Genomic DNA, 5,221 nt, shown 5'->3' on the forward strand with positions numbered 1-5,221 from the left:
GTTGGGTGCGGTGAGTCCGTTGGAGGCGCCGTCCTGGTTGATGGCGGTGCCGCGGATGACGGCGAGGATGGGGTGGCCTGCTGTCTGGGCGTCGGACAGCCGCTGGAGGAAGAGGACGCCGGCGCCTTCGGCCCAGCCGGTGCCGTCGGCGTGGGCGGAGAAGGGTTTGCAGCGTCCGTCGGGGGCGAGGCCGCGCTGGCGGCTGAACTCGAGGAAGACGCTGGGCGTGGACAGCACTGCGACTCCGCCCACCAGAGCGGACTGGCACTCACCGCGGCGCAGCGCCTGGCAGGCGAGGTGCAGGGCGACCAGGGAGGACGAACACGCGGTGTCAACACTGAAAGCGGGGCCCTGGAGGCCCAAGGTGTACGAGATGCGACCGGCGGCCACGCTGCTTGAGCTGCCCGACATCAGGTAGCCGCCGAGCTCCTCGGGGGCCTCGTAGGCACGCGGACCGTAATCGTGCGCCGAAATCCCAATGTAGACGCCGGTGTTGGTGGAGTGGAGGGTGGTGGGGTCGATGCCGGCGTGTTCGAGGGCTTCCCAGGCGGTTTCCAGCAGGAGGCGTTGCTGGGGGTCGGTGGCCAGGGCTTCGCGGGGGGAGATGTTGAAGAAGGCGGCGTCGAAGTGGTCGGGGTGTTGGAGGAAGCCGCCGTGGCGGGTGTAGGTGGTGCCGGGGGTGTCGGGGTCGGGGTGGTAGAGGGTGTCGAGGTCCCAGCCCCGGTCGTCGGGGAAGGTGGTGATGGCGTCCCGTCCCTCGGCGACCAGGTCCCACAGCTCGTCGGGTGTGGTGACACCGCCGGGGAAACGGCACCCGATGCCTACGATCGCGATCGGTTCATGGGCACGTTCCTCGACGTCCTGCAGACGCTCACGGGTCTGATAGAGGCTCGCCGTGACCCGCTTCAGATACTCAACGACCTTGTCGTCATTCGCCATCGGTGATCGCCTCACTGGAAACGTCGAAAGATGTGGTCTTGCCGAATTCCCGGTCGATGAAATCGAGAACTTCGTCTGCTGTGGCAGCCGTCAGAACTCCGCCATTGAGGGACTGGGACCGGGACTGGCCGTCGCCTGCCATGGGCTCGTCCAGCTTGAGAAGAAGGTCCTGAAGCCGTTCCCTGATCTTCCCGCGTACCTGGGCGTTCTCGAACTGACGGGATCCCAGGGCGGCTTCGAACCTCTCCAACACGTCTAGAGGGTCCCCGGCGTCGGCCTGCGCCTCCACGGCCAGCGTCTTCCGCACGTGTTCGGCGAGCGCGGCGGGAGTGGGATGATCGAACGCGAGCGTCGAGGAGAAGGTGAGGCCCGTGGCCGAGTTCAGCCGGTTGCGCAATTGGAGGGTCGCGAGGGAATCGAATCCCATCTCCAGGAATCCGGTGCCACTCTGAATCTCCTCCGGGCCGCCGAACGCGAGAATGTCAGCCACCGTCGTCTTCACCAGCCGGAGAAGCCTTTGGAGACGGCCGTCGTCGTTGAGCCGTGCCAACTCCTGACGGAGCGCTGCGGGCGACCCGCTGTCGTCGTCCGTTTCACTCTCCGGGCTCTGCCACAGGGCCGTCGGGTTCGCGGCCTTGGGCACGCGGCGCGGTGTGGTGCGGACGAGCCCACCGAGCAGCGGGTCCAGGGTGTCGGCGTCGGCCCGCGCTCGTAGTGCGGAATCGTCGATATTCGTGACGACGACGACCGGATCGCTGAGCCCGAGGGCCGCGTCGAGGAGTGCGAGTCCTTCCTCGCTGGTGAGCGGGGGGAAGCCGGTGCGGGTGATCCGCGCGATGTCCGCCTCGGTCAGATGCCCCGTCATGCTGCCCTCCTCGGCCCAGGGGCCCCAGGTGAGGCTGGTGGCGGGTAGTCCGAGGGTGTGGCGGTGGTGGGCGAGGGCGTCGAGGTAGGTGTTGGCGGCCGCGTAGTTGGCCTGCCCGGGCGAGCCGATCAGTCCGGCCATGGAGGAGTAGAGGATGAAGGCGTCGAGGTCGAGGTGGCGGGTGAGTTGGTGGAGGTTCCAGGCGGCGTCGGCCTTGGGGCGGAGGACGGTGTCGAGGTGTTGGGGGGTGAGGTTTTCGATGGTGGCGTCCTGGAGGACGCCTGCGGTGTGGATGACGGCGGTGAGGGGGTGGGTGTCGGGGATGGTGGTGAGGAGGTGGGCGAGGGCGGTGTGGTCGGTGGTGTCGCAGGCGGTGATGGTGACGTGGGCGCCGAGGGCGGTGAGTTCGTCGTGGAGTTGGGTGGCGCCGGGGGCGTCGGGGCCGCGTCGGCTGGTGAGGAGGAGGTGGGTGATGCCGTGTCGGGTGACCAGGTGGCGGGCGGTGAGTGCGCCCAGGGCGCCGGTGCCGCCCGTGATCAACACCGTGCCATCGGTCCTCCAGTCGGAACGCTTCGCTGGGTCCTTGGCGGCGGCAACCAGTCGGGGGGTGTGTATGTGGCCGTTGCGGATGGCGAGTTGGGGTTGGTTGGTGTTGATGGCGGTGTGGAGGGTGTTGTGGCTGCGGGTGGTGTTGTCGGTGTCGATGATGGTGATGCGGTGGGGGTGTTCGGTTTGGGCTGTGCGGGCGAGTCCCCAGAGGGGGGCTTGGGTGAGGTCGGGTGTTTCGTCGGGGTGGACGGTGACGGCTTGGTGGGTGATGAGGACGAGGCGGGAGTCGGTGTGCCGCTCGTCGGTGAGCCACTTCTGCAGGAGGCCGAGGGTTCGGCGCAGCGTCTGGTGTGGCAGCGACGGGGCGGCCGCCTGACCGTCGTCGGCTTCGCCGGCGAGGTCTGCGACGACGACGTCGGGCGCCTGCTCCGTGAGCTGCGAGGGCGGGGGAACGGGCTCCCAATCAACTTTAAGGACAGGTGAATTGGGGTTCTTTGCCGGGAGGTTGGTGGTGGGGGTGGGGAGGAGGGTGAGGTTTTGGATGGTGGTGATGGGTGTGCCGTGGGGGTCGGTGGCGGTGAGGGTGATGGTGGTGTTGGTGGTTTTGTGGAGGTGGATGTGGAGGGTGGTGGGGTGGGTGTTGGGGGTGTGGTGGGTGGTGTTGTGGAAGGTGTAGGGGAGGTTGATGGTGTTGGGTGGGTTGGTGTGGGTTGTGGGGTTGTTGTCGGGTGTGAGGGTGAGGGTGTGGAGTGCTGCGTCGAGGAGGGCGGGGTGGATGTGGTGTCCGGTGGTGGGGGTGTGGGGTGGGAGTTGGATGGTGGCGTAGAGGTGGTTGGGGTTGGTGTTGTCGTGCCAGGCGTGGGTGAGTCCTTGGAAGGTGGGGCCGTAGTGGTAGCCGTGTTGGGTGAGGTTTTTGTAGGTGTGGGTGGTGTTGATGGGGGTGGTGTTGGGGGGTGGCCAGGTGGTGTGGGGGGTGGGTTGGGGTGTGGTGGTGGTTGTGGGGGTGAGGGTGGCGGTGGCGTGGTGGGTCCAGGGGTGGTTGTTGGTGGTGTGGGGTGGGGTGGTGGGGCGTGAGTGGATGGTGAGGGTGCGGTGGTGTTGGGGGGTGGGTGGGTTGATGGTGATTTGGAGGTCGGTGGGGGTGGTGGTGAGGGGGAGTGGGGTGTGGAGGGTGAGTTCTTGGATGTGGGGTGTGTTGGTGTGGTGGGCGGCGTGGAGGGTGAGGTCGAGGAAGGCGGTGGCGGGGAGCAGGGGTGTGGTGTGGATGGTGTGGTCGGTGAGCCAGGGGTGTGTGGTGGTGGAGATGGTTCCGGTGAGGAGGGTGGCGTTGGTGTCGGCGAGGTGGAGTGTGGTGTGGAGGAAGGGGTGGTTGGTGGTGGGGTGGGGTTGTGTGGTGGTGGGGGTGAGCCAGTAGGGCTTGTGTTGGAAGGGGTAAGTGGGAAGAGAGGTCGTTGATGTGGTGGGGTTGATCGTTTTCCAGTTGAGGGGGTGGCCGTGGGTGTGTGCGGTGGCCAGGGCGATGAGCAACGTCCGCAGGTCGTCGTGGTCGCGGCGCAGTGTTGGTACGACGGCGATCGTGCCCGGCGTCTGTGACGCGTCGGCCTCGGTGGCGGCGGTCTGCGACTCGGCCGTCTCCTGGAGAGCGGTCGTGAGCACCGGGTGCGGGCTGACCTCCACGAAGGTCGTGGGACCGGCGGTGAGCAGCGCACGGGTGGCGGGCTCGAACAGTACGGGATTGGCGAGGTTGCGGTACCAGTACTCGGCCGTCAACTTGGCCGTGTCCAATGGTCCGTTGGTGAGCGTGGAGTAGAAGGTGACGTCGCTTGTGCGCGGCGCTATGCCGTCGAGGGCGGTGAGCAACGTGTCCCGGAGCGCGTGCACATGGGGGGTGTGCGAGGCGTAGTCGACCGGGATGGTGCGGGCCCGGATCTCCTGGTCGTTGAGCGTGACGACCAGGTGGGCCAGCGCGTCGGCGTCGCCGGCGACGACCGTCGAGGCCGGGCTGTTGTGAGCGGCGATGTGCAGATCCTCGTACGAGCCGAGCAGCGACCGGACTTCCTCCACGGGGAGCGGCACGGAGGCCATGCCTCCGGTCCCGGTTATCGCGACAATGGCCTTGGCCCGGTGGGTGACGACCCTGACGGCGTCGTCCAGAGTCAGCGCGCCCGCTATATGGGCGGCAGCGATCTCGCCCTGGGAGTGACCGATGACGGCGTCGGGCGTGATGCCGTGATGCTGCCACAGGCGGGCGAGGCTGACCATGACGGCGAAGAGCGCGGGCTGCACGACGTCCACCCGGTCGAGACTCGGGGCGCCCGGCCGCTCGTGAAGGACGTCGATGAGGTTCCATCCGGCGTGCGTCCGAATGGCGTCAGAGGTGGCCGTGAGGTGCTCGGCGAAGACGGGCGATGCGGCAAAGAGTTCGCGGGCCATGCCTTCGTATTGGCTGCCCTGGCCGGGGAAGACAAAGACGGTCTTGCCGTCGTGGGCGGTGCCGGTGACGAGATGAGGATGCGGTTTGCCTTCGGCGAGGGCTTGGAGTGCGGCGAGTAGTTCGTCGCGGTCGTCGGTGATGAGGGCGGCGCGTTCGGTGAAGTGGGTCCGGTGCAGGGCGAGGGTGTGTGCCACTTCTGCCACCGGCAGCTCCGGATGCTGGATCAGGTGGGTGTGGAGGCGTTTGGCTTGGTGGTGGAGTGCGTTGGGGGTTTTGGCGGAGAGGGGGAGGAGGAGGGGGCCGGTCTGGTGGGGTGTGGTGGCTTCTGCGGGGGTGGTTGTGGTTGTGGGGGTGGGGGCTTGTTCGAGGATGGTGTGGGCGTTGGTGCCGCTGACGCCGAAGGCGGAGATGGCGGCGCGGCGGGGGTGGTTGGT

General features: G+C 67.6%; 2 protein-coding genes. Both read right to left on the reverse strand.

Annotated elements, in window-relative coordinates; all coding sequences use genetic code 11:
• Positions 1-939, reverse strand: a 939-nt coding sequence (locus ACH5AC_RS38305) for a beta-ketoacyl synthase N-terminal-like domain-containing protein (protein WP_398866985.1), incomplete at its 3' end; no start/stop codon positions are given.
• The coding region (locus ACH5AC_RS38310) for an SDR family NAD(P)-dependent oxidoreductase (protein ID WP_398866986.1) at positions 929-5,221 on the reverse strand (4,293 nt) is incomplete at its 5' end. The genes ACH5AC_RS38310 and ACH5AC_RS38305, both read right to left, overlap by 11 nt.

Origin of the sequence: Streptomyces sp. NPDC018693 (assembly GCF_044391385.1) — a bacterium.
Classification (GTDB): Bacteria; Actinomycetota; Actinomycetes; order Streptomycetales; family Streptomycetaceae; genus Streptomyces.